This is a genomic window from Sporolactobacillus sp. CQH2019, from assembly GCF_028765345.1.
Lineage (GTDB): Bacteria > Bacillota > Bacilli > Bacillales > Sporolactobacillaceae > Sporolactobacillus.
In genome coordinates this window covers 189,774-215,980 of sequence record NZ_JARAJZ010000005.1, presented here as the reverse complement: position 1 = coordinate 215,980, position 26,207 = coordinate 189,774, and the positions used below count along the sequence as shown (strand labels likewise).

At 48.9% G+C, this 26,207-nt stretch carries 22 protein-coding genes; 6 read left to right on the top strand and 16 right to left on the bottom strand.

What is annotated here, in order from left to right; translation table 11 throughout:
- Positions 1-382: 382 nt before the first annotated feature.
- Positions 383-970 carry a GNAT family N-acetyltransferase gene (locus OYT88_RS09155; RefSeq protein ID WP_274399473.1) on the bottom strand — a complete coding sequence of 196 codons (588 nt, stop codon included), beginning with the start codon at positions 968-970 and terminating at the stop codon, positions 383-385.
- Between the two features lie 433 nt (positions 971-1,403).
- On the opposite strand from OYT88_RS09155, the gene OYT88_RS09150 reads away from it, so the two are divergent.
- Positions 1,404-1,682, top strand: a complete 279-nt coding sequence (locus OYT88_RS09150) for a GNAT family N-acetyltransferase (protein ID WP_338000545.1) — start codon at positions 1,404-1,406, stop codon at positions 1,680-1,682.
- A 289-nt stretch (positions 1,683-1,971) separates the two neighbouring features.
- Here OYT88_RS09150 and OYT88_RS09145 read toward each other — a convergent pair whose 3' ends face one another.
- Positions 1,972-2,529: a hypothetical protein gene (locus tag OYT88_RS09145; protein WP_274399471.1), complete on the bottom strand. Its 558-nt coding sequence runs from the start codon at positions 2,527-2,529 to the stop codon at positions 1,972-1,974.
- Positions 2,530-2,769: 240 nt separating this feature from the next.
- The gene (locus OYT88_RS09140; protein ID WP_274399470.1) at positions 2,770-3,330 is read right to left on the bottom strand and encodes a DUF1003 domain-containing protein; all 561 of its coding nucleotides are present in this window, start codon (positions 3,328-3,330) and stop codon (positions 2,770-2,772) included.
- 456 nt (positions 3,331-3,786) lie between these two features.
- Here OYT88_RS09140 and OYT88_RS09135 point away from each other — a divergent pair, with 456 nt between their 5' ends.
- Together OYT88_RS09135 and OYT88_RS09130 are read left to right on the top strand one after the other, a co-directional pair.
- Positions 3,787-4,944: a glycosyltransferase family 4 protein gene (locus tag OYT88_RS09135; RefSeq protein WP_274399469.1), complete on the top strand. Its 1,158-nt coding sequence runs from the start codon at positions 3,787-3,789 to the stop codon at positions 4,942-4,944.
- A gap of 349 nt (positions 4,945-5,293) precedes the next feature.
- Complete coding sequence (locus OYT88_RS09130) at positions 5,294-5,833, top strand: phosphatase PAP2 family protein (RefSeq protein ID WP_274399467.1); 540 nt, start codon at positions 5,294-5,296, stop codon at positions 5,831-5,833.
- A gap of 1,130 nt (positions 5,834-6,963) precedes the next feature.
- On the opposite strand, the gene OYT88_RS09125 is transcribed toward OYT88_RS09130, so the two are convergent.
- Entirely contained in the window at positions 6,964-7,170 is a 207-nt protein-coding gene (locus OYT88_RS09125; RefSeq protein WP_274399466.1) for a hypothetical protein, read from the bottom strand.
- Between the two features lie 379 nt (positions 7,171-7,549).
- Here OYT88_RS09125 and OYT88_RS09120 point away from each other — a divergent pair, with 379 nt between their 5' ends.
- On the top strand, positions 7,550-8,035 hold the full coding sequence (locus OYT88_RS09120) for a glutathione peroxidase (protein ID WP_274399465.1): 486 nt from the start codon (positions 7,550-7,552) through the stop codon (positions 8,033-8,035).
- A 373-nt stretch (positions 8,036-8,408) separates the two neighbouring features.
- Here OYT88_RS09120 and OYT88_RS09115 read toward each other — a convergent pair whose 3' ends face one another.
- The 8 genes from OYT88_RS09115 to OYT88_RS09080 form a co-directional block, all read right to left on the bottom strand.
- Positions 8,409-10,178, bottom strand: coding sequence for a type I restriction-modification system subunit M/S (locus OYT88_RS09115; protein WP_274399463.1), 1,770 nt, complete (start codon positions 10,176-10,178; stop codon positions 8,409-8,411).
- Positions 10,179-10,399: 221 nt separating this feature from the next.
- On the bottom strand, positions 10,400-11,239 hold the full coding sequence (locus tag OYT88_RS09110; protein WP_274399461.1) for a fructosamine kinase family protein: 840 nt from the start codon (positions 11,237-11,239) through the stop codon (positions 10,400-10,402).
- A 432-nt stretch (positions 11,240-11,671) separates the two neighbouring features.
- On the bottom strand, positions 11,672-12,022 hold the full coding sequence (locus tag OYT88_RS09105; RefSeq protein WP_274399459.1) for a DUF805 domain-containing protein: 351 nt from the start codon (positions 12,020-12,022) through the stop codon (positions 11,672-11,674).
- A 241-nt stretch (positions 12,023-12,263) separates the two neighbouring features.
- On the bottom strand, positions 12,264-13,145 hold the full coding sequence (locus OYT88_RS09100) for a fumarylacetoacetate hydrolase family protein (RefSeq protein WP_274399457.1): 882 nt from the start codon (positions 13,143-13,145) through the stop codon (positions 12,264-12,266).
- Between the two features lie 115 nt (positions 13,146-13,260).
- Entirely contained in the window at positions 13,261-13,944 is a 684-nt protein-coding gene (locus OYT88_RS09095) for a YjjG family noncanonical pyrimidine nucleotidase (RefSeq protein ID WP_274399456.1), read from the bottom strand.
- Positions 13,945-14,057: 113 nt separating this feature from the next.
- A complete protein-coding gene (gene htpG / locus OYT88_RS09090; protein ID WP_274399454.1) occupies positions 14,058-15,941 on the bottom strand; it encodes a molecular chaperone HtpG in 1,884 nt (627 codons plus the stop codon).
- Between the two features lie 331 nt (positions 15,942-16,272).
- The gene (locus tag OYT88_RS09085) at positions 16,273-17,448 is read right to left on the bottom strand and encodes an aminotransferase (RefSeq protein WP_274399452.1); all 1,176 of its coding nucleotides are present in this window, start codon (positions 17,446-17,448) and stop codon (positions 16,273-16,275) included.
- A complete protein-coding gene (locus tag OYT88_RS09080; protein ID WP_274399450.1) occupies positions 17,448-17,948 on the bottom strand; it encodes an Lrp/AsnC family transcriptional regulator in 501 nt (166 codons plus the stop codon). Before OYT88_RS09080 ends, OYT88_RS09085 begins: the two co-directional genes overlap by 1 nt.
- Before the next feature lie 303 nt (positions 17,949-18,251).
- On the opposite strand from OYT88_RS09080, the gene gpmA reads away from it, so the two are divergent.
- Positions 18,252-18,959, top strand: a complete 708-nt coding sequence (gpmA, locus tag OYT88_RS09075; protein WP_274399641.1) for a 2,3-diphosphoglycerate-dependent phosphoglycerate mutase — start codon at positions 18,252-18,254, stop codon at positions 18,957-18,959.
- Positions 18,960-19,103: 144 nt separating this feature from the next.
- Here the strand turns inward: gpmA and OYT88_RS09070 are convergent, their stop codons facing one another.
- Positions 19,104-20,363 carry an MFS transporter gene (locus OYT88_RS09070; RefSeq protein WP_274399448.1) on the bottom strand — a complete coding sequence of 420 codons (1,260 nt, stop codon included), beginning with the start codon at positions 20,361-20,363 and terminating at the stop codon, positions 19,104-19,106.
- 211 nt (positions 20,364-20,574) lie between these two features.
- Here OYT88_RS09070 and lhgD point away from each other — a divergent pair, with 211 nt between their 5' ends.
- A complete protein-coding gene (gene lhgD / locus OYT88_RS09065) occupies positions 20,575-21,774 on the top strand; it encodes an L-2-hydroxyglutarate dehydrogenase (RefSeq protein ID WP_274399446.1) in 1,200 nt (399 codons plus the stop codon).
- Between the two features lie 243 nt (positions 21,775-22,017).
- Here the strand turns inward: lhgD and OYT88_RS09060 are convergent, their stop codons facing one another.
- The 3 genes from OYT88_RS09060 to cobA all read right to left on the bottom strand — a co-directional run bounded on the left by OYT88_RS09060 (position 22,018) and on the right by cobA (position 26,199).
- Positions 22,018-23,295: a condensation domain-containing protein gene (locus OYT88_RS09060; protein WP_274399445.1), complete on the bottom strand. Its 1,278-nt coding sequence runs from the start codon at positions 23,293-23,295 to the stop codon at positions 22,018-22,020.
- 1,376 nt (positions 23,296-24,671) lie between these two features.
- The gene (locus OYT88_RS09055; RefSeq protein WP_274399443.1) at positions 24,672-25,421 is read right to left on the bottom strand and encodes a sirohydrochlorin chelatase; all 750 of its coding nucleotides are present in this window, start codon (positions 25,419-25,421) and stop codon (positions 24,672-24,674) included.
- Position 25,422: 1 nt separating this feature from the next.
- On the bottom strand, positions 25,423-26,199 hold the full coding sequence (gene cobA / locus OYT88_RS09050; RefSeq protein ID WP_274399441.1) for a uroporphyrinogen-III C-methyltransferase: 777 nt from the start codon (positions 26,197-26,199) through the stop codon (positions 25,423-25,425).
- Positions 26,200-26,207 lie beyond the last annotated feature (8 nt).

The window sequence follows — 26,207 nt, the reverse complement described above, 5'->3', positions numbered from 1 at the left end:
TTATACTGATAAATTTACAATCAGTCCATAAAATTTACTACAATCTTACAATTATCCCTGGAAACATGCAAATATCATTTTTGATCCGGGGATTTTTTGAAAACTGATCATATACACGATCAGAAAAAAGAACTCAAGGAAATCCCCCTCGAGCTTCTGAAAAGTATATTTTGGCAACGGTACGTCATAGGTATCGGTTCTGAATTTAAGTGAAAACCTTGATTTTACAAAGGCTTTATAATCTGATTTCAGCCGACCCGGATCTGCGCGATCCCGGCACTGCCTATCTTCCGTCCTGATCGGGCAGATCACCGTCAAAGACAGGTCTGTCAAAAAGATTGAAAGAAAAATACTCCAAAGAAAAATACTCCGGCGATTTCAATTATTCAACAGTGTACCGCATCATCCTTTTCCACTTTGAACGCCGGACGGTTTCCTTGAACCCCGCCGTTTCAAATGACGAGGGAATGCCGGTCCAGAGGAAGGCGGCGGGCACCTCCCGACTGTAGGGCACGGCGGGATAGGCTTCGATGCACGTCGCACCGTTCAGTTTGCAAAAACTTACGGCGGCCCGGATCAGTTCGACGGCCAATCCTTTTCGCCGGTTCGCCTTTGCTAGAAAAAGGCAGCTGACGGACCACACCGGCTCCTGATCGATTCTTTTAAAAACGCGGGAGTATTTGAGCCTTAGATAATTTTCTCTCGGTGCAGCGGCACACCATCCGATCGGCGCGGCGCCGAGGTACATCAGCACGCCGAGAGGAGCATGCTGTTCAGCCAGCCGCCTCATCGCCGCTTTATTGCTTTCTCCTTTTCCTGCTTCGAAATCTGCTTTCTTTAATCTCCAGGACATACACCAGCAACCGCCGCATGCCCCGTTACGGCCGAAGAGAGCCGTAAAATCATCCCAGCGATCTTTATCAAGCGAAAAAGCCGTCAGTTCCTTTTCCGTGTTTTCGTAAACGAGCAACCTTTCTCTTCCCTTCCTTGTTAGCGGTTTTTCCTAATTACTATGATAATCGCAATGACCGGCCGTTTAAAAGCGAACGGGACACAGAATGAAAAAACGGAGACCGGAAGCCGGTTCCCGGCAGGAATAGCGCCCTGCTTCGAATATATACCGTTTGAAATAAATACATAAAGAACAGGGGTCCCTTTTCCGGGAATGGGACCGATCATTTATAATTTTGAAGAAATAAACATTCCCGTTACAGATTCCGATCTTTCATGTAGAATGAAGATGGATACGTTTTTCAGGGCACTGGAATCGGCGAAGGACGGCTCCCTGCATGTATAAAAAGATAGCGGCGGGCGCAGTCTGAACCTTGAAAAGGTCCGCAGGCGGCCTGTGCAGGCTGTTCTTCATCATGCTCGGACGATTATCCAGAAGGGATGATGAAAATATGGAAATCAAAGAAGGTAAAAACAGATTTTATGTAACGGATGCGGCGGGACATGAGATCGGCGAAGTCACTTACTCTGCTGTCAGGGATTCGGTGCTGAGTATTGATCATACTGTTGTCGATCCGCAATATCGCGGCCGGCAAATTGCCCAGCAGCTCATTAAAGCGGTTGTCGACAAGGCCGTCGGCGATCACAAACAAATCATTCCGGCCTGTTCATATGCCAAAGCCCAGTTCGCCAGGGTCAAGGATTATCAGCAGATTGAATTTAAAGGCTGAGGATCTGTCCGTCATCCGGAAACAACAGGCAGGGCGGATTTACATCCGGAGTGTTCGCCGGCCGAACTGGAGCATAGAGGCCCGAATTGAATGCCTGCATTTTATCCTGCCGAAATCAGGATACGGACCGGATGGCGGCGCACTCTGCCTTTTTTAATCTGTGAGAATAGGCCCTCCCCTCGCGTATTCTAGTGTGTTGACGAACCGGGCGGAGGAGATGTTTTATCCAATAAAAAAACCGGCTGCTTCGTCGGTTTTTTAACTGCGTTTTCACATGAAAAACGGTGTCTTAACGCCAGCCAAAGAGCCGCGACACCAACCCCTTTTTATTTCTTCCCCCGGCATTTTCCCGCACTTCTCTCAGGCGGCTGACTAATTCTTTATCTCTCAGTTCAATTCTGCGTTCCATACTTCTGTCGTATTTCTCAACGACCTTGCTGGCCGTTTTTTCCGCCGTTGTCGCGGCAACCTGTTCCACCATCAGGCGCAGCTGGTCGGCCGTGATCTGCATCCTGACGTCCCGGCTCACCTGAACACTTGTACTTGTCGGCTGCTTCCGGACACTGTCCGTGCCGGCAGATTCCTCTGCTGTGCGGAGACTGAGTTCTCCGCACACCTCCCCCGCTGCATCCTCAATCTTCCGTCCGTCTCTCATTTTTTTCAATAATCGATCAATAGCTTCAATGTCTTTGTCAAAATAGATGCGCTGCTCTCTGTCGTTTCGCGTCATCACGTAGCCGTGCTTCTCCAGGGCTGTTGTCAATCGTCTGAGTTTGCTCCGGGTCACATCCAGTTTTTCCGAGACGCTCTGCGTAAAAAAGCCGATTTCTCCGTTTTCCGGCGCCATGCGATCACGCTCCGTTCAGATAGTGTACTATTAATATTAGACACTAAGTGTCTCAAATCCTACCTGACTGAGCTTGAAGAATATTAAATTGTACCGACAGATCCTGCTTCTTTTAAATGAAACCTTGTCCCGAAAGTGCCGATTGAAAAATTTTTATCGGCAGCCTGACGTCCGCTAAGGAAGACAACGCGTGTCTCCGCCGGATTTTTAACCGCGTATGCCGGCTTTTTTATTCTGCCTTCACCCTCCCCTTTTTTCCGTTTCTTCTTTTTCTTTAAGCAGCTTTTTAATTACCGCCACTTCCCTTTCGAGACGATGCAGGTGTCCCTGCATGTCGTCAATTTCCTGACCGGATTTATAATTGATCGCAAAATCAATGATCGATTCATGTTTGTCTCTCGCCGCAGACCGGTTCTGGCTCATCATGATGAACGGTGCCTGAAAAGCGGCGATGAACGACAGACACAGGTTGAGCAGGATGAACGGCGGCTTATCAAATCGCAGGCCGCTTGTCAGAAGCACGGTATTCCAGACAATCCATACCGTCAAAAAGGAGGCGAACATAATGATAAAGCTCCAGCTTCCGCCGAACCGGGCGATAAAATCGGCAATGCGGTCGCTGCGCTTCGTCTTTTTCACATATTCTGAATTCAGCTGTTTGACGATTTCCGATTCATAGCGGTCTACAAGGCGGTCGATCCGTTTTAAATTTTCATTATCCAGATCGATGTCAAACCCTTGAATCATTTTCTCCTGATCGTCATTCTTCATTTTATCGTTATCCTTAGGTTTCCAAATCATGACGCCGCCTCCTGAACGTTCTCAAAGTCAAATATTTAGTGAACGATTCTATTTTAACGTAATCGGACGCAGAAAACCCGACAGATCATTGAAAAAAATCGTCGCGGCGAATTCTGCGTCATTATTATTTGATAACCAAGCGGCTTTCTTTAGGGAAGGATCTCCTGAAGGAGGCGGACACCGTGCAGAAAAATTCCGCAATCCCCGGATCTGGAAAAATCATTTCAATGGGAATCATTCTTTACATATCCTTTGATTGGATTTTACATTGGCTAAAACAAAATTGAAAATTTCTTATATAAAATAAAAGTGTCGAAAAAAATATTTTCAATACAGGGGCGGCGGATAGTGTTGACAAGATTACTGACTGAGCTGGGCCGGACACTGCTTCAAAGGATTGACCGGTTTGATGACTCATTGTGAACGGGCGCCATTTTAATAATCGGAGGGACTTCCATGAGAATTGCTATTTTTACAGACACCTTTACACCCCAGGTTAATGGCGTAGCGAAAACCCTGGAACGTCTGACCCGGTACCTGAACAAAACAGGAATCGGGTATACTTTATTCGCCCCGCAGAATGTAAGAGAAGAACACAAACGTACCAATATTCAAAAAGTTAAAAGCATTCCTTTCGCGGTTTATCCGGAATGCCGCTTTGCCGTACCGAATCCCTATTTTGTACGGAGAAAGCTGCTTCAATTTCAACCCGATCTGATCCACGTGGCCACACCTTTCAATATGGGACTGTTGGGAAGATATTATGCCAGGAAATTGGATATCCCTTTGGTCGGATCGTATCATACGGATTTCGACGCTTATCTGGCCTATTATAAAATGGAACTGATCTCCCCTATCCTCTGGAATTACCTGCGATGGTTTCACAATTCCCTGCAGAAGACATTCGTCCCGTCACCGGCTACATTTGTACAACTGAAAGATAAAGGATTTCACAGTCTGGCGATCTGGGGCCGGGGCGTCGACTGCGGGCTGTTTCATCCCGACAATGCGGAAAACGCAATCCGGCGGGAATACGGCATCGCGGCCGAACACATTCTCTCCTTCGCCGGCCGTCTCGCGCCGGAGAAAGACATCGCGACATTGCAGAAAGTGATGAAAAACATAAATGGAAAAATGAAAAACCATGTGCATTGGCTGATCGCCGGCGACGGACCGCTTTATTCGGAATTCAAGGCAAAATTCAGCGAACATGTCACATTTACCGGTTATTTACCCGCACAAAAACTGGCACAGGTGTTTGCCGCTTCGGATCTCATGGTGTTTCCTTCTGCAACGGAAACCTTCGGCAATGTCGTCCTCGAATCGCTGGCATGCGGAACGCCGGTGATCGGCGCAAATGCAGGAGGCGTCAAAAACATTCTTGTCAATCATAAAACGGGGATACTCTGTACGCCGCAGCGCGTGAATGAATTTACTTCGGCTGTTTCTTTGCTGCTCAGGGATCATTTGAAACGGCGGGAAATGAGCCAAGCCGCCCGCCGCTATGCACTGACGCAAAGCTGGGATCAGATATTTGAAAAATTGCTTGACGATTACGCGGATGTAGTGGGCCATTCGGCCGGAAGTTTCATGAGCGACGGCTTGACCTCATAAACAGCGATGGAAAAATTGTTAATGATCAACAGACCGGTGCGGCCAATTTCTGATGTTTTGGGGCTTTTTATGGTAAAATACTGTCATGCAGGCATTTATCATGAGAAAAGCAAAGAAACGGACGGATTTTTTACGGCAAAACAAGGCGTGCAGCGGTTTCTGCGCAGGCAGCAAATCCATACAATATGTTGTCCGGCATGCTTGGTCCCGTACGGAATATCCGTCGGCCGAAGCTGCTCCGTCCGTCTTCTTCGAAGATTTCCCAGAGGATTTCCCGATGGATTTGAAGAAATTTCATTATATAATATAATGGTTGTGCCGGTTATAATTTGATCATTGAGGTGCAAGTATGTTATCTAAATCATTAGATGAACTCTATGAGATTGAATGCCGTATTTTCAAACGAATTAATAATAGTTATGAAAAAAGAATGCTGAACTGGTATTTCCGCTGGATCACCAATGTAGGGGGGGCAGTCGCTGAAATTTTAGCGGTGCTCATCCTTCTCCTTCGCGCTCACGGCCGCCTGCATCAGACAGCGGTTGCCAGTGCGATCTCGCTGACCATCAGCCACGTCATTGTTCAGCTGCTTAAGCGATATATTCCGAGACAGCGGCCCTATCTGACCCTGGAAGGGACTAAATTTCCGGAAAACCCGATTGCTGACCAATCTTTCCCGTCCGGTCATTCGACGGCCGTCTTTTCAGTGATTGTTCCGTTCATTTTATATCGGCCATCCCTCGCTATTCTGCTGATTCCGATTGGATTGAGTGTCGCGGTGTCCCGAATTTTTCTCGGGCTTCATTATCCAAGCGATGTACTCGCGGGGATCTGTCTGGGTTCATTGACCGGGTTGATTGTCTACGTTCAGCTGCTGTCTCCGTTCTGATGCCGGACTGTTCCCGTCGAAAGAGGCCGTTCCCTTTATCAAAACGGCGGGGAACGGTTATCTCAGAGGCGAACGGCGCAGTGAGAGAAAATTTCAGCCGTCTATAAGGCTCGGCCCGGGCCGTCAATTTTTCAGAGCCCTGCTAAATCGTTGAAAAGCTGTGGTCCGGCGGTTTGGCGGGGCTGCTTTATTTATCCTGCATGTTCGGTTCGATCAGTGCTGACGCAAAATACGGATTGTCCCCAACGCTTCGGGACAATCCGAATCAAGCTGGAACCGTGCCGCATTTTAGCAGTTGCACCGAATGAGGCATGACTCGCACCAAATCGGGTCAAACTCGCACCGAATCAAGCTGAGGTCGCACCGAAATTTTGCAGTCGCACCGAATGAGGCATGACTCGCACCAAATCGGGCCAAAGTCGCACCGAATCAAGCTGAGGTCGCACCGAAATTTTGCAGTCGCACCGAATGAGGCATGACTTGCACCAAATCGGGCCAAAGTCGCACCAAATCAGGCTGAGGTCGCACCGAAATTTTGCAGTCGCACCGAATGAGGCATGACTTGCACCGAATCGGGCCAAAGTCGCACCAAATCAGGCTGAGGTCGCACCGAAATTTTGCAGTCGCACCGAATGAGGCATGACTTGCACCGAATCGGGCCAAAGTCGCACCGAAATTTTGCAGTCGCGCCGAATGAGGCATGACTCGCGCCAAATCGGGCCAAAGTCGCACCGAATCAAGCTGAGGTCGCACCGAAATTTTGCAGTTGCGCCGAATGAGGATGACTTGCACCAAATCGGGCCAAAGTCGCACCGTATTTTTGCCGGCAGGAGATTGTGCAGAATCAAAGCAGCTCCCCTTTGCGACCGATATCTATCTCAGCGGGCACCGCCGTACAATTTTTCCGCGACACGTCCGTCGATCGTAAGCCCTGTGATTGAACGGCGGCGTATCGCCGAATTGCATCAAGCTGCGCCGCATTTTGCCGGCTTCCTGCATGCCGTTCCGGTCGGGCAATACGCGCTATCAGCTAAAATGGCTGCTCGCGGAGCCGTTGGATCTCTTTCCTGGTATCCTCGGGCAATACGTGCAATCGGATAAAATGACAGCGCAGTGATTTGCCGTGTATATTATTTTTTTGTACTGTCCGTGTCGTTATCGGTGAATGATCGTTTAAAGAACAGGTTATTCAGGAAAAAATTGCTTTGCTCTATCGGCACCTTATACATTTTTTCCCATCTCTTAGCTACTTCTTCAGGGCTGCTGTCCATCAGGCTCTTTTTCTCATGTTCGCTCAGCCGGTCGATGATTTCTCTGAATTCATTTTTCCTATCCATTCTTTATCATCATCCTTATTGAGAATTCGCAAGGCAATGGGAAGTGAATGCCGTAACATCAGGCCTTCAGTAAAACAGAATTCTCTGTTTCATCTGATCCGGACTTTTCGGCCAGGCCTGTCATGCTTCTGTTCTAATGTAACTATATCACGTAACCGCCTTCAATTGTAGCTTGCCGCCGCTTAATCGCCCAGCGATAAAATGACGGTTCGCCGTTCTTCAATTTTGAATCCGGGCCCTTAAATGAGTTCATTCCCTGATCCGAACCTGCCCGCCCCTTTCAGATTTCAAACCGCCTAGTGAAAATGCACATTCTTTGCAGATTCCGTCTTCGTCCGCTAGACTTAGAATCAATCAGAATCCGAAAGAAGGGTGAACGATGTCCATCTATAATTTTTCTTTTCCGAAGTTAACAGGCAGTGGCAGTCTTTCTCTTGCCGATTATCATAATCAGGTGCTGCTGATTGTCAATACCGCCAGCAAATGCGGATTCACGCCTCAATATGAAGGATTGGAGAAGCTCTATGAAAGTTATCGGGATCGGGGTTTCTCAGTGCTCGGCTTTCCAAGCGACAGTTTTCTGAACCAGGAATTTGCCGACGCCGAAAAAACGGCTGAATTCTGCAAGTTGAATTACGGCGTCACTTTCCCGCTCTTCAGGAAATCGAAGATGAAGGGAAACGACATCAACCCGCTCTTCCGATACTTGCTGAATGAGACAGGCGCCAAAAAGATTACCTGGAATTTCAACAAATTCCTGATCAATCGCGACGGGAAAGCAATCCGTTACTACGGATCGCGAACAAAACCCGAGGAAATCGAAAGCGACATTCAGACACTGCTAAAGGATGAAACAAACGCGTGACGTTCCGGCGCAGCTTCCGTGTCGGCGGATCGCTCGATTATTTTTTTGAAAATTGATCCGTGATCCGTCTATTCATATAAAAAATTGATCCGTTCGGCCAATAAAAACGCTTATCTTTCTTTCGTCGATAAGCGTTTTTATTTTCTATAAACCTGTGATCCGGGCCAATCATCTGTCTCGCCGTATCCGGTTTAACACTCTATGCTTGTTAGCCGATGATGTGAACAGTCATAAGCTGTGCCGTCAGCCGGTCTTTGCTGTTCATATTAAGATATGGGATGTCTGTTCTTTTTTCCTGCGGAGAAGAACATGTTTATCTTACCTTTAATTTTTTGGAATCGGTGTGCGCTGCTTGAACATTTCATGTGAATACTTAATTTTTTTCCCACAGATCGGGGCTCATCTGTTTATCCAGCTGAATCAGCCGGTTCCAATAATCCTTCTGCAGTTCGTCCAGCTTCTTGAAATAATCTCTTCTCACCCGTTCGTAATATCTCCCGATCGCATCCGCCTGGGCGATCAGGTCTTCGGGCACCGGCAGCCGTCCGAGATTCTTTGCGGTCAGAACCGGCAGGACGGTTCCGGACAGGCTGTCCGCCAGATAGTGTTCGCCCAGCGGACTTTCGAGATAGGCCTTGATGAAATAGGGATGAATCGTTTTCGGCCGGAGTGCCATCAGGTTGATTGAAAGATAAACGGGCTCGTCACTTTCAAAGACGGCAATTTTTTGTTTAGTGCCCTTGGCGACGAGGATGACATCGCCCTTTTGCAGCTTATGGCGGCTCAGGTTTCCGTCTACGGAAAATCCGGCGATTGACGGCAAATGGATGCGCCCTTCCGAATCAATGTCGTTCAGCCGCAGGATTTTTATGCCATCCTCCGCCTCCGCATTCTTCGCTGAAAGATTGTAGCCTTTAATTAACGTGCATAGATCCTGTACGGGTACGGTTTTAATCAATCGAAGCTTCTCAGGGTTCCAGCGGATGGCCCCGAAATGTTTCGATTGGAAAATGGGTTCTGTGATGTATTTTTCGACATTCCAGGAATCGCCGTTTTCTTTCATTTCCTCATGCGTGACGATCCGGCTGAAGCCATCTTCGTTTTTTGGCGACCGCAGCACCGACAGGATTTTCTGAATGCCGTTCTCGGACAGTTTCTTGTCGCGCAGCCGGCCCTCACTGAACCGGCCGGCGTCGATCATCAGAACCCGGTCGTTCTTCTTTTGCCGGTCGAACAGCAGCAGATGGGTTCTGGCTGACGACGCCGCGTAAAGTCCGGCCGGGAGCCGGATGACTGCCGTCAGCTGTGAGAGGAGATAACGGCGCACTTTCTGCTCTGAAGCAACCGACCGGATCAGCGGTCCGCTTCCGGACACGATCGCCGTTTTCCCCCGGCTTCGTTCTACGGCACTGAGCATGAAATAAAAATCGAGCCGGCCCATTTTTCTGTCCAGCGGCGAAAAGCGGCCGTGTGCCGCTTCTTTCGGATCCCGGGCCGTTTTCAGGCCGATCGGCGGATCGATGACGACGCAGTCGAATTTTTTCAGCGCCGTCCCTTCAAAGAAAGCCGGCTCGAGCAAAGCGTCGCCCAATGCCATCCGGTGACGGACACGGCGCAGCGTCAGGAACAGATCGGCCAGTGCAACCGATTCCGGATTGATGTCCTGACCGTAAAAAACGGCATCGGTATTCTTTCCGGCCAGGCCGAGCAGCGATCCGCCGAACCCGCACGTCCCGTCATAGACGGCCGCGGCATGTTCCAGATCCAGCGCGGCAGCGATTAACCGATTGATTTCGGGAGGTGTGATCGAGAGATGCTTCATCCTGCCGGCCTGTCTGTAAAAAGCGCCGGTCAGTTCGTCGGCGGTCAGCGCGGCAAGATCCAGTTTCCGGATCAGCGGAGCCAGCTTTTCGAACGGATCGGCCTGCCCTTTTCTTTCAAAAAAAGCGGCCCATTTGTCCGTATCCGGAGTCATCTTCCCAAAACCTTTTTGGGGAGAAATATCGTGTATATCGATTCCGTGCTGCTGAACGGCGATGGCACAGACTCCCAGGTAAAGGGTCACTGTAAACAGTCCTTTTTCCGGTGCAAATAGGCCGCTTAAAACGTCGATGCCCCTCTCAAGCGTCTCATCGAGTTTCATTTAAGCGATCACCTCTTGAATAGTTTCTTTTAACTATTCATGTTATACCTCTTCGCCGGCCGATTGTAAATAGTTTTATATAACTATTTAATCAGCCCTGCTTAATCTATACGTATATATGTTCCTTTTGATTTCAAATGTACGGCCGGCCCCAATGCGTTCAGAATGAGCGGGGCAATCTGCCCATAATATCTCCATGTCCCGGTGCAGGAGATCCCGCGTTACCGTTCAAGTGCCCGGTCCACCGCAGCCCCGTAACCTTCTCCAAACATGTTTAAATGACAGAGCAGATAGTAAAGCTGATACCAGGGAACGCGTTCTTCCCATCCGGGATCGAGCGGATAGGCGGCGTTATAGGCGCGGTAAAAGCTGTCGCCGAAACCGCCGAACAGCCTGGTCATCGCGAGGTCCATTTCCCGGTTGCCGTAAAAGACACTGGGATCGATCAGCACCGGCTCACCGTTTTCGGCGTACATGACGTTGCCTCCCCAAAGATCGCCGTGCAGCAGACCGGGTACGACATCGAGCTCCCGGTAAGTCCGGGCGAAGCGCTCCGCCAGTTTTTCATAGTTTTCCTGTCTGCGCGAATTCCAGCAGCCGCGTTTTTTGGCTATCTCAATTTGCGGGGCGAGCCGCCATTTCAGGTAAAACGTCGTCCAATCCTGTTCGCGATGATTATATTGCGGCAGCTGGCCGGCATAATTATTGAAATCGAATCTGAACGAAGAAGACGTTTGTCTGTGCACATGAGCCAGATCTTCTCCCAGTTTTCGTTCATTATGAAAATGCCCGGCCGGAATCCATTCAAGAAGCAGAAAATCATCGGCAGCGATTTCCCCGAAATCGATCACATGAGGCGTACGGGCGGATCGGGCGATTAATTTCAGTCCTGCTGCCTCGGGAACGAAAAAATTGTCCGGCACGTGCGTATGAACTTTTAAAAAATAGTGCCGCTTTCCGGATTCAATGGCGTAGGCGTCATTGATATCTCCTCCGGAAAGCGGCACAATCCTGTCGATCGGCGAAAGAGGCAGCGATTGGAGCCATGTTTCAGAGAGCATGCCGAACCTTCCTTTCCGTGGATCAATCAGCCGCACAGGCTTTATCTACTATTATAATCTTTCTGCGGGCCGATGCCCGATCCAAGTCCGGCGGATCTGCTGCTGTCTTCATTGGTTTTTTGTTGATTGATCACCCTTCTCTACCCTGTGCCGGACTTTCCTTTTGCTTGTTTGTGCAGATCCGCAATTGGCAAAAACCGGAAAATACAAAAGTTCCGGGACGGCTGAATAACCGTCCCGGAATTTTAATGGGCGTCCGTCTTAAATGGGAACAACTCCGTCGTTTTGTATGAACTGGACGGTGTCCATTCCACGGCCTGAATGCTGTTCAAATATGGATATTAGAGCGATTCAAAAAACAGCACGTATTAAAAAATAAATGATTTCTGATTTCTGAAAAATATCCATCTGCGCTTGTTTTCACTGAGTCCCTTACAAACTGGCTTTGGGATAAGGGCCGTATACATTCTCTTTGTCCTGGCTGTCCGTGCAATCATAAACAAGCAGGACAATCCATCCAAGAATCGGAATCACTCCGATAAGTATCCACCATCCCGTCCGGCCGATATCGTGAAGCCGCCGTATGGATACCGCGAGAGAAGGCAGAAAAACGGCTAACGAGTACAAATAGTAGATTAACCTGCGGCTGCCAAGCAAATAATCGAGCAGCGTCGCAATCAATAACACAATGGCATTGATCAGTGCAAACACCCAGAATTCCGTCCGGGTCGCCCTGCCGCTAAAACCGACATAATTCTTGATCACATCAAGATACCAGTGCATAGAAGAATGGCCTCCTTTAAAAAATTATGGCGCGATACACTATTCAGTCTATTATTCTCACAAAATTAATCAATCAATATTTAACAATTTTGTTAAAAAATAAATCGACATAATAACCTAAATTTCGCCGGTCACCGCCCCATAAAGGAATGGACGGAATTCTTCACAAGAGCAGGGCCTTCCGTAAAAAAAATGACGGCTGCTCTGCCGCTCCGCCGTCATTCATACCCTGTCTTTCAAATCAGAAAAGCCTGTTTTTCAGTTCAGCAATGTGCTCGATGGAAACGGCCACTTCATCGCCGGATTTTAACCATTCCTGTTTGGCTTCAGGGTAGCCGAGAATGACTCCGTCAGGCGTTCCGGTAAAAATGATGTCGCCTGGTTTCAGCGTTATCGTCTGCGAGATGTAGCTGATCAAGGCCGCACAGTCAAAGATCATATCCCGGGTATTCGCCTGCTGGCGAAGGTCCCCGTTCACTCTGCATTCGATCGTCAGATTTTGCGGATCAAGTTCATCACCTGTTGCAATATACGGACCCACAGGTGCAAAACCGTCCGGACTCTTTCCCAATAACCATTGCCCTGTCTTGAATTGCAGATCGCGGGCCGACAGATCATTGCCCGCAGTATAGCCGAAGACATAGGACAGCGCCTGTTCTTTGGACACTTTTTCCGCTGTTTTTCCGATAACGATGACGAGCTCCGCTTCATAATCGATCTTTTTTGCCATATCGGGAATTGGAATCCTACCATCATGCGCCGCCAGTGTATTATTGAATTTACTGAAAAGGATCGGAGATGTCGGAATATCCATGTTCGCTTCTTTAGCATGATTCAGATAATTCAAACCGACGCAGATAATTTTTTCAGGATGAGCGACGGCGGGCGCGAATTCAATGCTTTCTTCCGGGATAAAAAAATCGTTTGTCTCTTTCCGATTGATACGGCTTACGAAATCACGAAGTTTTTCTATTCCGTTTTCACCCTGTGAGAAGAGTTGATCAAGACTGACAGGCACATCACTTCCGAGATGGTCCGCGGCTTTTCTCACATTCAGAATTCCCGGTTCTGTTTTTACCCCTAACAGGATCTGATTTTGTTCGACAAATTGGAGAAGTTTCATGATGGCAGCACTTCTTTCAGAATGATTTTTTAAAACGATCCGCATTGTACTTTTTCCGGTGACAGCGATGCGGCAGCGGCGGCCTTCTAAGGCAGAATGACAAGGTTGAGCGTTCCTATAAAATTCGATCCAATTCATCAAGCTGCTGGATTTGATAAGTCGGAACAAAGGCCGTGAGATTGGATTTCATTTCCGGGTTGAACCAACAGGTGTCCAGTCCGGCAAGCTGCCCGCCTTTAATGTCCGAGCTGATCGAATCCCCGATCATCAGCCCCTGATCGGCCGAGAAACCGGGGATGCGCGCAAAAACGTAATCGAAGTACTGCCTCATCGGCTTTTGAAAGCCTGCGGCCTCTGAAGAAAAAATCTTCTTAAACAGCGGCAGTAAACCTGAATCGCGCAGACGTTTATTCTGAGTTTTGGAAACGCCGTTTGTGACGATATATAGATCGTAACGATTCCGCAGATGTGAAATCAGCTCCAGGGCTCCGGGTATACGCTGATGCCCTTCCTCCAGACAGCGGCGGTAATTCTTTTCCATCAAGGTCCCGTCAACCTTTTGGCCGTATGTACTCAGCAAACGCGAAAAGCGTGTGTTGACCACCTCGTCCCGGTCTATTTTCCCCTCTTCATAGGCCTTCCAGAGATTCCGATTTAGTTTTTGATAGTCGGCTTGGACTTGTGATGTAAATGGAATCTTTTGTTCTCTGAAAAACTTTTTCAGCGCCTGGTTTTCTGCTGCACGGAAATCCAGCAGGGTATCGTCGACATCGAAAAATAAAGTCCGGTATTTTTTCAAAAGTTATCTCCCCGTTTGATTGTTCTGCCTATGACACTGATCAGTGCCTCATCTTTATAGCAAAAGACCCCGCCGTTTTGTAAAAGGCAGGGTCCTCCGTCTGCTTGACTGATTCACGCCATCAGTTTGCAGATGTCATTTGTGAAAGCGACCGGGTCCTGAACCGGAAGCCCTTCGACAAGCAGCGCCTGATTATACAGCAGATTGGTGTACAGATTGAATTTTTCCTTGTCATCAAGCGTATATGCCGCTTTGAGCGCTTTGAAAACGTCGTGGTGCGTGTTGATTTCAAGAATCTTGTCCGCTTTGATATTTTCGTTGTTCGGCATCGCATTGAGCACTTTTTCCATCTCGATAGAGACCTCGCCTTCCGTGGCGAAGCAGACCGGATGAGTTTTCAGACGCTTCGATGCACGGACCTCTTTGACCTGGCTGGCCAGAACATCTTTCATTTTATCAAACAGCGCCTTGTCTTCCTTCTCCTCTGTCTGATCCTGCTTTTTGTCCGTGTCGTCTTCAATGCCGAGATCGCTGCTGGATACCGATTTGAACGATTTTTCTTTATATGCATTCAGCATTTTAATCGAGAATTCATCGACATCGTCGGTAAAGTAGAGAATCTCATAGCCCTTATCGGCAACGAGTTCCGTCTGCGGCAGTTTTCCGATTTTTTCATTCGATTCGCCGACGGCGTAGTAAATATACTTTTGTTCTTCGGGCATGCGCGATACGTATTCATCGAGCGTGACCATTTTCTTTTCCTTCGACGAATAGAACAGCAGCAGATCCTGGAGTTCGTCTTTATGGCTGCCGTAATCCATATAGACGCCGTATTTCAACTGGCGGCCGAATGATTTGTAGAAGGTCTCGTATTTTTCCCGATCTTCTTTCAGCAGCTTTTCCAGCTCTTTCTGAATTTTATGCTTAATATTTTTGGCAATCAGCTGAAGCTGTTTGTCCTGCTGAAGGATTTCTCTTGAAATGTTCAGCGACAGATCTTCCGAATCCACCAGCCCTTTGACGAAGCTGAAATAATCGGGCAGGAGATCGGCACACTTCTCCATGATCAGTACGCCGTTGGAATACAGCTCGAGCCCTTTCTCGTATTCTTTTGAGTAGTAGTCGAACGGAATATTTTCCGGAATATAGAGAATCGCATGATAACGGACGATGCCGTCAGCCTGGATGTTGATATACTTAAGCGGTTTGTCATAGCCATAATGCTTTTCATTGTAGAAGTTCTCGTAATCTTCATCTTTTAACTCATTCTTGTTTTTGCGCCAGATCGGCACCATGCTGTTGATCGTCTGTACTTCTTTGACCTCTTCGGATTCCTTGTCGTTATCTTTTTTCGGCTTGCTTTCCGTGACTTCCATTTTGATCGGGTAACGGATAAAATCGGAATATTTCTTGATAATGGACTTCAGACGGTATTCTTCAAGAAACTCGTCATAGTTTTCATCTTCACTGTTTTCTTTCAGCTTTAAAATGATATCCGTTCCCACCGTCTCTTTTTCACAAGGTTCGATCGAATAGCCGTCCGCCCCCTTGGATTCCCATTTGTACGCCTGATCGCTGCCGAGCGCTTTGCTGACGACGGTGACGACATCGGCGACCATAAAGGCCGAATAGAATCCGACACCGAACTGGCCGATGATATCGTGTCCGTCCTTCGCCTTGTTATCGTTTTTAAAATTTAACGAACCGCTCTGCGCAATCGTTCCCAGGTTGTTCTCCAATTCTTCCTCTGTCATGCCGATCCCTGTATCGGAAATCGTCAGTATCCGCTTGTCCTTGTCCGGCGTGATCCGGATGTAATAATTGTCCTTCTCAAAGTTCAGCGAGTCATCGGTCAAAGCCTTGTAATAGATTTTGTCGATCGCATCGCTGGCGTTCGAAATGATTTCTCTTAAAAAGATTTCCTTCTGCGAGTAGATTGAATGGATCATCATATCAAGCAGTTTTTTTGATTCTGCTTTAAATTCCTTCGTTGCCAAGAAAATTTCCCCTTTCAGCCCTATCTTTTCTTTATGTAGCCCTTTCACAAATTCCAGACTAAGATTAGCACTCAGGTTGTACGAGTGCTAACAATATTTTTATAGCTCATTACGGCGGATTTGTCAAATCCATGAAGGCATCGCTTATTCATAACATGCTGCGTGCAGCCTCTCTTTGAAACGGTTACAGTTAAGAGGCACTGCTTTATTGAGCGGATTCTAAGTGCGGTTCGCTTCGCCGGTCTGTTTGTTCATGACCCGTGCACACCATGAAAAAGGCCCGGGTAAAAGCGTCATTTTTACTCGGGCCGATTTAATGTGTCTCTTGCGTTTAGTTGTCCGACAGATTTTCTACAAATCGGCGCATCCGCGTCATTGCTTCCTGAAGCTGTGCCATAGATGTGGCATAGGAACATCGAACATAGCCTTCACCGCCCGAACCGAAGGCATTCCCCGGAACAACGACGACTTTTTCAGCCTGCAGCAGTTTTTTCGCAAACTGTTCGGAGCTGAATCCGGTTGATTCGATGGAAGGAAAAGTATAAAAGGCCCCTTCCGGATTGTGGCAGGCAAGACCCATTTCGTTCAGGGAACGAACGATGAAATTACGGCGCTGCCTGTAGCTTTTCCTCATCTCGGCAACGTCTTTTCTGCCGTTTTTCAGCCCTTCGATGCCGGCATACTGCGCCATCGTCGAAGCACACATGATCGCGTACTGATGGATTTTCAGCATGCCTTCCATGATCTCCGCCGGCGCGCAGACAAAGCCGAGCCGCCATCCGGTCATCGCCAGGTCTTTGGAGAAACCGCTGACCAAGATCGTCTGTTCGCGCATGCCCTCGATGGCCGCAAAACTGGTATAAAGTTCGTCGTAAACCAGTTCGGCATAAATTTCGTCGGAAAGAATCAGTAAATCGTGTTTTTTAGCGACATCGGCAATCTGTTCCATTTCCGCTTTGCTCAGCATCGCTCCGGTCGGATTGTTCGGAGAGCAGATCATAATCGCTTTCGTTCGCTCCGTGACGGCTTTCTCCAGCTGCCAGGCGCGGACTTTAAAGTCATTCTCCTTCAGAGCCGGTACAATAACCGGGACGCCTCCGGCAAGCGTCACGAGCGGAGCATAGGAGACAAAGCACGGCTCGACAACCAGCACTTCGTCGCCGGGATCGAGAATCGCCCTGAGCGCTATGTCAATCGCTTCGCTTGCGCCGACGGTAACGGTAATCTCAGACTCCGGATTATAAGCCACACAGAAGTCTCTTTCCATATACTTCGCGATTTCTTCTCTCAATTCCGGCAGACCGGCGTTGGCCGTGTAAGACGTGTAACCGTCTTCAAGCGAAAGAATGGCTGCTTCTCTGACATTCCAGGGCGTTACAAAATCAGGCTCGCCAACGCCGAGTGAAATGACGCCGCTCATCCCTGCCGTGGCATCAAAAAATTTGCGGATACCGGAAGGCTTCAGCTCTCTTACATGCTGCGCAAGGTAAGTGGTCTTCAGTTCCATTACGGCGACACCACAATTCTTTTATCGTTATCGCTCTGATCATAGATTGTTCCGTCATGTTTGTATTTCTTCAGGACAAAATGTGTCGTGGTCGAAATGACACCGTCGATGGTCGAAAGCTTCTGAGTGACGAAATGAGCGACCTCATTAACCGATTGTCCTTCGACAACGACAGAAAGATCATAAGTTCCCGACATGAGATAGACCGATTTGACCTCTCTGTAGCGATAGATCCTTTCCGCAACATTGCTGAATCCGACATCCCGCTTGGGCGTCACCTTGACATCGATCATGGCGGTGACTCCCTGGTGCCCGTCGATTTTTGTCCAGTCTACAAGCGATACATAACGGACAATGACGTTTTCTTCCTCCAGTTTTTTTACGATGGCGCTGGTTTGATCTATACTCAGATTTGTCATTTTAGCCAGATCTTCATTGGTCAGACGAGCATCTTTTTCCAGAATTTCCGCAATCTCGACCTCGGTCGCAGTCAGTTTCATCGAATCTCCCCTCTCTCGCTTCACATCTTCAATTAACAGAAACGTTACAGCTATTATATAACTTCGGGCCTGCAGTGAAAACTGTCATCGGCGAAAATTAACCATTCGGATCACGTCCCAGGGGAATGGGAAAAATACGGTTTTCTCGTCTCGTTTTCTGCGGGGCGAATTCTTATCGGGCGTGACACCGATCATTGGAAATATTTTTTCAATAAAGTATACTAATTAAAGTAAAGTTTTTTTATTGATGAATGCGGCATTGCCGACATGCCGGCAGACATGTGCATGCGGAGGGATCACATGATGAAACTTGTCGTCGTCAGACATGGCGAAAGCGAATATAATGAATCCAATCTTTTCTCCGGCTGGGAAGACATCGCTTTGACGGAGAAAGGCATTGATGAAGCCAGGACGGCCGGACGGATCATTAAAAAAATGAATATTTCCTTTGATGTGGCCTATACGTCGGTTCTCAGGCGTTCAATTAAGACGCTTCAGTATATTCTGGACGAGATCGGCCGGGAATGGCTTCCTGTTCATAAAACATGGCGTCTTAATGAGCGCAGCTACGGAGCGCTGCAGCGGCTGAACAAGGCGGAGACGGCGGTCAAATACGGCAAAGAACGGGTGGACGGCTGGCGTAAAAGTTTCGCCATTCTTCCTCCTCTGCTCGATGCCGGCGATCCACGCCATCCGTGTCACGACCCGCGATACCGCCATGTCGATCCGCATCTTCTTCCCGCGGGCGAGAGCCTGAAAACGACCCTTGAACGCGTGCTTCCCTGCTGGGCGGACCAGATTGCCCCGCATCTGATTGACGGTGAAAACGTCCTGATTGTCAGTCACAGAAACACTTTGCGTGCACTCTTCAAGTATCTTGATCATCTGTCCGATGAAGCGATCGTTCATGTGGACGTTCCGACCGGGGTTCCGATTATCTATGAATTCGACCGTGAACTGACTGTTCTTTCCAAGCGGGAAGCGACTTTGGAACCGTCGGTCGATGATTGATCGAATCACTGCAACTCGTTTTTAGCAGAATTATTTTTTATGACCGAACGATGCCGATTTGAAAAAGCCGGATTCAAGTCCCGGCTTTTTTCCCTGTTCCTGCGGCGCGCTTTCTTATCGGCCCGCCGGAAGATTTCGCTGATTTTAATAGCCTTTTTTCGCTAGAATGAGTCCGCTGAGACCGCCGATCAACGCGAAAATGATCAAATAAGAAAAGCCGACGGTGAAGGAAATGCCGAGGATAAACGTTCCGACGGCCGAAATGATATTTTCCAGTCCGTTCAGCACGCCTGCGCCCGCTCCGACGCTTTTGCTTGGAAACATGCGCTGCAGCGCGCTCCAAACCGTCGGCAGAATGACACCGTTCATCGCGCTTGATATTGAAATCAGCGTCATTGCCAGCACAATGTTGCTGACGTGTGTCCCGATCAGAAGGCCCAGCCCGGCGATCAATGTTCCGATTCCCGCAAAAACGGCACGTTTCATGATCTTATCGCTTAAAAATGACGTAGCAATAATACAAACGGTCATCAGGATATAAGGCATCATATACCAGAATCCGGTCATGCTCACCGATACATGACGCACATTGATCAGATAGGAAGGCAGCCAGAACAGAATGCCGTAAAAAATGGTTGCCATGCCGGACCAGTTGATCAGCAGGAGCCAGAAATCCGACTTGCGGAACACCTGAGACATCTTCACCGTCTCAGCCGCTTCTTCCGCTTTATCCGACTGGATATAGATCAGTTCATTCTTGGATACAAACCTGCTTTGTTCCGGACGGTCTTTGGCAACGATCAGAATCAGCGGAATCATAACGATGAATCCGAGAAGCGCAAAAACAATAAAAGGTGTTCTCCACGTTCCCGAAGCGAGAATCATCCAGGTGACGAGCGGCCCTGTAATAATCGGCCCCATCGACAGCCCGAAATTCCAGAACATGTTGGCACGGGCATGTTCATGGGCCGGGAACCACGATTTGACCCATTTTGAATTGAGCGGCCAGTGCATCCCTTCACCCAGTCCGAGAAGAACGCGGGAAAATACAAGGGACAGCGAGCTCCAGACAAATCCGCAGAACAAAGTCATCAAAGACCACCAGGTCAATGCGACAATGGCAATTTTCTGCGGTCCGTATTTGTCGCCCAGATAGCCGCCGAAAATGTTGGACAGACCGTACATGAACAGAAACAGACTGTTTCCCAGCGCCAGTGCGGCTGCCGTCACGACCCCGTTGCTGACCATGAACGGACCGGCAATCGAAATATTCGTCCGGTCAATATAGGAGATCAGCAGCAGGATCCAGAGCGCAACCGCGAACCACCAACGAAAATTTGTTGAAGAAGCGATTGTTTTCGTGCGGCTGTCATAGACGGAGCCCGCTTTTTCAATCTTTGACACTCTTCATTCCCTCTTTCCATACAAAAGTAAGCGTTTGCATCAAAATACACAAAATGTTCACAAATAGTACTTCTTCATCTTAGAATAATTAAATTTAATGATCAATTTTTATGCAATGTTTTTTTGTTGATTTTTTCTTTTGCCAATTTTATAATTTATCGTACAAATCATGATGCAATCGCTTACTAAGCAAAAAGAGAGATGAAGGGCTATGTTGGATTATCTGATTGTCGGCGGCGGCATCGTCGGTCTTTCCACCGCCTATGCGCTCGGTACAAGCAATCCTCATGCCAGGATTGCAGTCCTTGAAAAAGAAAAGACGGTCGCTTACCATCAGACCGGCCACAACAGCGGGGTCATCCATTCGGGCATTTATTACCGGCCGGGCAGCCTGAAAGCCCGGTTTGCCCGAGAAGGCGGGGCGAAGCTTCGTGCCCTTTGCGACGCCCGGGACATTCCCTATGAAAACTGCGGTAAAGTCATTGTCGCGGTCGCACCGGAAGAATTGCCGCTTTTGGACGGTTTGTATCGCCGCGGTCTGGAAAACCGGCTCGATCTCGCTTGGCTGAATCCGGAACAGCTGCACGAGATTGAACCGCACGCTCGGGGTTTAAAAGCGATTCATGTGAAATCGACGGGCATCGTCGATTACAAGCAAGTCGCGAACGGCCTGGCGGATATCATCAGTCAACGCGGGGGTGAAATCCATCTGAACCATGAAGTACTCGGGATTCACGAGAATAAAGACGGCGTCACCGTCGAGTGTGCCCGGGACAGTTTCTCTTCTCGTTTTCTCGTAAACTGTGCGGGATTGTATTGTGATCGGTTGGCGATTAAAGAAGGCGCCCGGCCGGAAATGCGCATTGTTCCGTTCCGCGGAGAATACTACGAACTAAAGCCTGAAAAACGCTATCTCGTAAAAAATCTGATCTATCCTGTTCCCAATCCGAAATTTCCGTTTCTAGGCGTTCATTTTACAAGAATGATCGACGGGCGTGTGCTGGCCGGGCCCAATGCCGTTCTGGGCTTTAGAAGAGAAGGCTACCGCAAGCGCGATTTCAAACTCGGAGAATTCCTGAATGCCGTCTCTTACCCTGCCCTCTGGAAAATTGCGGCTAAAAATATGAGCTACGGAATCGGAGAAATGGCGCGTTCACTTAGTAAAAAAAGGTTTGTTGCCGGCATGAAATTGATGATTCCGCAGATCGGCGAAGAGGACGTTTTCCGTGCTCAGGCGGGCGTCCGTGCCCAGGCTTTAACCCGTGACGGGGTGCTGGCCGACGATTTTATGATGATCCGCCACCGCCATGCCCTGCATGTTCTGAATGCCCCTTCTCCGGCCGCAACCGCTTCTCTGTCGATCGGAGAAGCCATCTGCAGGAAAGTAACGGAATCGGCACAATTTGTCTGAATCTGCAAACTCCGGATCGGGCTGCCCTTGCAATCGACCAGAGATAACCAGCAAATAAAGCCGCCGGACTGTCGGAATTGAGCAGTCCGGCGGCTTTCTGAGCCGTATGCGTTGCGCGAAAGATAATGGTGCCGGACCGATTCATGTGCTGCCGGCCGGAGCAAGGAAAATGATCAAAGACGTATGAGAAAATTTTTTTCAAAACGTAAAACACTCGTTCCCTGTCCGATCTGCCTTCCGGTTTTATTTTGGGAAATAACCGATCATCCTTTTAACGAAGCGGTCAAGCCATTCGCGGTCTGCTTCCGTTCCGTGAAAATTGGTGCTGAACGTCATTGCTTTTCTGAATGTCGTGACTGCGATCTGAAAATAGGGAGCATATTTAATCGAGCCGGAGATAAATGCGTCTCTGACATGAAGGCCCTTAAAAGATAAAATTCTGTCGTCAATGATACCGATGTTGGTCATGCCATTGAATGGGATGCTGTAGATTTTCGGAAAGCGCTTCTTGGCTTCCGGCAGGGGCAGCGTCCGATAGACTTCTTCCAGATCCCAGTAGACTTTAAACGGTTCCAGGCTGCCCTTCTGCCGATCCATTACTTTTTTGACACTTGCTAAGGCTTCATCGAATGATTCACCGGCATGGCTCGGAACGGCACAGATGATATTTGAGGTTAGATTGCAGATGCCCGGCCGATAATCTTTTGGAAGATAGGCGCGGCTGTTGACCGGGCAATCAAGGACAATCAAATCGGTGCTCAGAGCTTCGGACAGCGCACAGACATAAGCGGCGAACAGTGCGTCGTTGACCGTGGCTCCTCTCCTTTTCGCATAATCTTTGATTGAGTCGAATTGCTCTGCCGGGACCTGATGTGTGATCACAAAAGGATGATGCTCGTCTCCTGTCAGCGGCAGATGGTCCCTTTCAGACTGGACATAAGGCGAGAGCTGCGCTTGGCGGATTCGGTCCTTCTGCTCCCGGCTCATGCCGCTGAAAACCTGATTAATGCTGCGCAATGCCGGATCCGGCATATCCGGCATCGGATGATCCGGGCCGGCTGCCAATACGGAGTAGCATTGGCTGAGCAGATACAGATAGTCTTTCATTCCCCCGCCGTCACAAATCATATGATTCATGATGAACGCAAGTGTATCCGCATTTTTTTCCCTGACGACTGTGATACGCAGCTGCGGACCCGCCTTTTCGTCCGGTTTGATTACAAGGTGTGCCTGAACATCCTTTTCACGGTCCGTCGATTCAATCAGAGAGACCATCTCGCGGGCGGTCCAGCCGGCCTCTTCCCAGAAAGCCTTCTCACCGCTTTCAACAAACCGGCATGTCAGCAGAGGAACGGCTCTAAATGTTGCCTGAACTGCGTTTCTCAGCAGATCGACGTCAACGGTTCGATCGAATCGGATGACGGCGTGCAGATAATGATCGTTCCGTTTCTTTTCTCCTGAAATAAAATGTTTGATATCCGCACTTTCAGTCGGATAGCGATGCTTTTGACGTGTCGCCATTCCATCCATCTCCCTTATTTGGTCTGCCATATTCGCAGTCTGTTGCTTTAAGTTTACATAATGTATTTACCGTTTCTTTTTACAATTTTCGAAAAGCTCTTCGCTCGGCGTAATCCACACACTGAAGACAAACGTAGATGACTTCGCCTTTATCATTTTCGTATCTCCGCATGCCTGATTTCTTTTTATGGCAGAAATAACATCTTTTTGAAAACGGCCAATGAAATCTGCCGCCTGCCTTTTTTCCGGACCCACTCATTATGTGTCGCCGCCCTTGCCGGTAAGATTGTTTTTTATGTGTTCATTATAAGTGTTTCGAAAGCCTGCCGGCAAATGATTCATCCGCAGGACAGGCCCTGTCTGGAAAATTTGAGTCAGCCGCCTAAAATGATCGACCGATGATTCCGTTTGCCCGCAGGCAGTGACCGCGATCCGTACTGCCATACACGGATAAGCCGGGCACGGAAAGGTGCCTCATCCTTTTAAAATTGAGAGAGATGTCCGAAGTGAGGGAAAACTGCCTTAAGACAGATAATAGCCATCGCCCTGCTGCTCTTTAGTGGGGAGATCGCTTCGGTTCGAAAAAATATTTTCCCGGATAATATCATTTTTTAGAAAATGGGTATTTCCTCAAGTCATGTATCCAGGAGATTCTTGCGAAAAGCGGTTGCTTGGCACGGCAGTCTGTCCTTTTGAATGTTCATGCGCACGGCGGTTGATATTCCGCTGGAAAAAGAGGACTGTCCTGTGCGGCCGGGCGTTGCATGGCGGAAACGCCCGGCCTTTTTCTTCGGCCCGCCGCGGATTCCCGTGAATCGTGGTTAAAATCACCGGGAGACGCCGGCGTATCAACAGTAAAAAGCAAAATATCGGCAGTAAACGGACTGGAATCAATAGGTGAGAATAATCAGAACAGAAAAATTATTCCTGATTGATGGCTCAACCGCGGCCGGGGTTTTCTCGGTTGTTATGCCTGTTTTATCGGCCGGCATGCTTGTTTTATCGGTCGTCGCAGCGAGTTTATCGATCGTTACGTCAGGGTTATCGACCGTTAGAAGCCGTTTATCGATCTGGCCCGAAACAGCCGGCCGCGCCGTGCTGCCGTGCTTGCCTCACTCGAGCTGCTGCCCGCGGACGCCTTTTAGAAATAAGCTCTTCTTTCATGACCCGGAATCCGGATGCGCTGCAGGAATCATGGGCTGCAAAAAAGCGGCAGGATGTCTTAAAAAAGACTTTCTGCCGCTCACAGGTCCGATGATTCTGAATGATCGCTTCCGGACTTTCACCGGGAATCATAGCTGCATTGCCGACACGGGCGCGGCCAGCTTCGCTTGCCCGCCCGCCGCCCATTCAATCACGCCCTGCTTCCGATGATGTTAAGTGTAATGGGGCAGGACATTTTTAAGGGACTCTCTGATCCGTTTTTTCATTAAGCGGATCAGAACGGGGTGATAGCCGAGGGGGCTGCACAGCACAAATGAGGTATCTGTTTTATTTCTGAGATCAATGGCCTTTTTAAGGGTTTTCATTAAAACGCCTGTAAACAGCAGGTAGGGGACGACAAATGTCTGCTCCCATCCTTTTTTTAATGCAAGGTCCAGCCCTTCCTCAAACGAGGGGCGGGCAGCTGCCATGTAACAGGATAAAACACGGTTTAGTCCCCTTTCATTCAGCAGGCGTCTGATCGAAGCGAAATCGTGTTTTGTTTCCGGGTCGCTCGAACCTCTGCCGACTAACACGATACCGGAGTTTTCGGGAATTATTTTCCGCTTTTCAAAGATTCTCTCGATTAAAATGTCAACAATCTTCGGGTCGACGCCCAGAGGACGGCCCACGATGAAAATAATGTCAGGATAAAGTGATCTTGCTTCATCGACTACTGCGGGAATATCGCGTTTGGCATGGCCGGCGGACAGCAGCAGCAGCGGCTGGATGAGGACGATCTGCGCTCCTTTTTCAATGCAGCGGCGGATTCCTTCCCGGATGTCCGGCTGTACACGCTCGAGGTAACAGATTTCTTGAATCGGCGCCGAAATGCCTTTCATGCATGAATAAAGAAATTGGTTTGCCTGCCTGACGCCGTCAATCAGCCGCGTTCCGTGGCCGATGTAAAGGACTGCGAGCATATCAGAATGCCTCCCGAACAATGTCGAACGGCTTTTCATCGCTTTCGAACCATTTCAGTTCTTTTCTCAGCCTTACGACCTCACCGACGATAATCATACACGGATTCTCAATGCGGTACTTTTCGGCTTCCCTGACAATGCCGCTGAGAACGGATGTGACCGTTCGCTGGCGGGCCGTTGTTCCCCATTCAATGAGCGCGACGGGCGTTGACGGAATACGGCCATGGCTGACGAGTTCGGATACAATGTGCGGCAGAGCGGCCACGCCCATATAGATAGCCAGAGTGTCGGCTCCCGTAGCCAGTTTATCCCAGTTGATTCTCTCACTGCCTTCCGATTTCGAATGTCCGGCGACCAATGCGATCGAGCTTGCATATTCACGATGCGTTGCCGGGATGCCCGCGTACGCCGGAGCGGCTATGCCCGCCGTGATGCCCGGAACAATTTCGAAAGCGATGCCTTCTTTGGCCAAAAAGGCAGCCTCTTCTCCTCCGCGTCCGAAGATAAAGGGATCTCCTCCCTTAAGACGGACGACGATCCGGCCTTTGCGTGCATGGGCCGCGAGCAGATGGTTGATGTTCTCCTGCTTCAGAGGATGTGCATGGGGCCATTTTCCGCAATAGATCAGATCGGCTGAATGTTTGGCCTCGTTCAGCAATGTCTCATTGACAAGACGATCATAGAGGATTGTATCGGCGGCGCGGATCAGACGGAGCCCTTTGACTGTAATCAGGTCGGGATCCCCGGGCCCCGCCCCTACAAGGTACACTTTTCCCATCGTACATC

Bases quoted from the DNA above. Each gene is read 5' to 3' on its own strand.
- OYT88_RS09150 (WP_338000545.1), top strand. From the start codon at position 1,404: ATGGAAATCAAAGAAGGTAAAAACAGATTTTATGTAACGGATGCGGCG.
- OYT88_RS09145 (WP_274399471.1), bottom strand. From the start codon at position 2,529: ATGGCGCCGGAAAACGGAGAAATCGGCTTTTTTACGCAGAGCGTCTCG.
- OYT88_RS09140 (WP_274399470.1), bottom strand. From the start codon at position 3,330: ATGATTTGGAAACCTAAGGATAACGATAAAATGAAGAATGACGATCAG.
- OYT88_RS09135 (WP_274399469.1), top strand. From the start codon at position 3,787: ATGAGAATTGCTATTTTTACAGACACCTTTACACCCCAGGTTAATGGC.
- OYT88_RS09130 (WP_274399467.1), top strand. From the start codon at position 5,294: ATGTTATCTAAATCATTAGATGAACTCTATGAGATTGAATGCCGTATT.
- OYT88_RS09125 (WP_274399466.1), bottom strand. From the start codon at position 7,170: ATGGATAGGAAAAATGAATTCAGAGAAATCATCGACCGGCTGAGCGAA.
- OYT88_RS09120 (WP_274399465.1), top strand. From the start codon at position 7,550: ATGTCCATCTATAATTTTTCTTTTCCGAAGTTAACAGGCAGTGGCAGT.
- OYT88_RS09115 (WP_274399463.1), bottom strand. From the start codon at position 10,178: ATGAAACTCGATGAGACGCTTGAGAGGGGCATCGACGTTTTAAGCGGC.
- OYT88_RS09110 (WP_274399461.1), bottom strand. From the start codon at position 11,239: ATGCTCTCTGAAACATGGCTCCAATCGCTGCCTCTTTCGCCGATCGAC.
- OYT88_RS09105 (WP_274399459.1), bottom strand. From the start codon at position 12,022: ATGCACTGGTATCTTGATGTGATCAAGAATTATGTCGGTTTTAGCGGC.
- OYT88_RS09100 (WP_274399457.1), bottom strand. From the start codon at position 13,145: ATGAAACTTCTCCAATTTGTCGAACAAAATCAGATCCTGTTAGGGGTA.
- OYT88_RS09085 (WP_274399452.1), bottom strand. From the start codon at position 17,448: ATGGAACTGAAGACCACTTACCTTGCGCAGCATGTAAGAGAGCTGAAG.
- OYT88_RS09080 (WP_274399450.1), bottom strand. From the start codon at position 17,948: ATGAAACTGACTGCGACCGAGGTCGAGATTGCGGAAATTCTGGAAAAA.
- gpmA (WP_274399641.1), top strand. From the start codon at position 18,252: ATGAAACTTGTCGTCGTCAGACATGGCGAAAGCGAATATAATGAATCC.
- lhgD (WP_274399446.1), top strand. From the start codon at position 20,575: ATGTTGGATTATCTGATTGTCGGCGGCGGCATCGTCGGTCTTTCCACC.
- OYT88_RS09060 (WP_274399445.1), bottom strand. From the start codon at position 23,295: ATGGCGACACGTCAAAAGCATCGCTATCCGACTGAAAGTGCGGATATC.
- OYT88_RS09055 (WP_274399443.1), bottom strand. From the start codon at position 25,421: ATGCTCGCAGTCCTTTACATCGGCCACGGAACGCGGCTGATTGACGGC.
- cobA (WP_274399441.1), bottom strand. From the start codon at position 26,199: ATGGGAAAAGTGTACCTTGTAGGGGCGGGGCCCGGGGATCCCGACCTG.